1 other RNA gene and 1 pseudogene are annotated in these 1,318 nt (G+C 59.0%); one reads left to right on the top strand and one right to left on the bottom strand.

The annotated features are described in order from the left end of the window. Nucleotides 1-122: 122 nt before the first annotated feature. Nucleotides 123-198: non-coding RNA, sX9 sRNA (locus tag XAXN_RS22265), on the bottom strand. A gap of 307 nt (nucleotides 199-505) precedes the next feature. On the opposite strand from XAXN_RS22265, the pseudogene XAXN_RS23355 reads away from it, so the two are divergent. After that, nucleotides 506-1,171, top strand: a pseudogene (locus tag XAXN_RS23355) (type III effector protein XopC2); the annotation flags it as partial. Between the last annotated feature and the right edge of the window lie 147 nt (nucleotides 1,172-1,318).

The raw sequence follows: 1,318 nt of genomic DNA, 5'->3' as shown, positions 1-1,318 counted from the left end.
CGATTAGTTCTTTTTTGATATACGTAATCAGGAACCTCCGAAGTATACCTGATCCTCTTCGGCGGCAGCTTCAGATGTTTATAAAAGACAGTCATTGGCTAGGGCCTGTTAACACTAAGAGTGGCTAACAAAACATAGCGAGCGGTCGTCAGGTGGGCGTGGACGGCGCACAGGAACCGGAGTGTACGAGGGGTACATGAGGATTCCGAGCACCGGCCGCGCCCGCCTGGCGGCTGCGCAGTAGTTTTGTTAGCCGCTCTTAGCCCCAGCTTCGATAGCGCAAGCAGCATGAGCATCTACGCGATGCTCGCGACAAGCCGCGATAGAGCGCCCTGACGCGAGCAACTTTACATGTCGCGCGCGTCCAAGGCCGTGTGTGTCGTGTCTGGATAACGTCAATGATGACGCTCGGTCGATATTCGCTTACCGAATGACGATTACGCCAAATGGAGTTGCTCGGGATTGGCCGCATTGCAGAATGTACCGCTGGTTACTGGAGCATGGTATGGAATCTCGTATCACCCCGACCTCTGGCGCAGCAAGCTCGCCGCTCCCTGCGGCCGATGACGCGGCGTTACCACGCAACCCGGCAACGGCCGACGATCAGCAACATGGCACTGATGCCCGATTGGCTGGACTAACGCCCCGCCGCAGCGTGGCGCCGGCCAGCGCAGCCCCGGCGCCTGATTGCATGACGCCGGACGCCGCGTGCTCCAGGAGCATACGTGCGCCTGTCTCGGCTCCCGGCGTAAACCGGCCGGACAAGCCCATATTCTCGATTATTCGGCCTATCACATTTCTCTCAACCAAGGCCGACATTGGCGGCCATGACGCGATGCGCCTGTCTGGAAGTGCTGTTGTCTTCTCGCGCTCCAAGGCGACATTGGGAGGCAGCGACGTGGGCATGGTCGGGATGCTCGATGGCCAGGAGCATCTTGTCAAAACCGGAATTTCGCGCAGCCTGCTGGGTCAAGCAATGGCCTGTTGCGCGAAAGGGCAAGGCGAGACGGCCAACAAACGCTTGGGCTACATCGTTGGCTCTGCAGCCAGGCTGCTCGAGGGCGCCATGGACAAGGAGGCCACGCAACAATGGCTGACACGGGCCTTCCATGCCTTTCTCGATACCGAAAAAGGTAAGAAATTGGCTGAAAAAGCGAAGACGGGTGCGTTAGGGCAACGCTGATCAAGCCCCGTTCCCGCGTTTCGCGGGAGGTTGGATGCACATAGACGATGGGGCGCGTAGATCGCTTTGCCCATTCAGGGCAATCCCGGTGATCGAGGCCTCTGTTGGGAGGCCTCTGTGCTTCATGTGGGCAAC

This window comes from Xanthomonas axonopodis, from assembly GCF_001304695.1.
Taxonomy (GTDB): Bacteria; Pseudomonadota; Gammaproteobacteria; order Xanthomonadales; family Xanthomonadaceae; genus Xanthomonas; species Xanthomonas axonopodis.
This window is presented reverse-complemented; position numbering and strand designations above follow the sequence as displayed.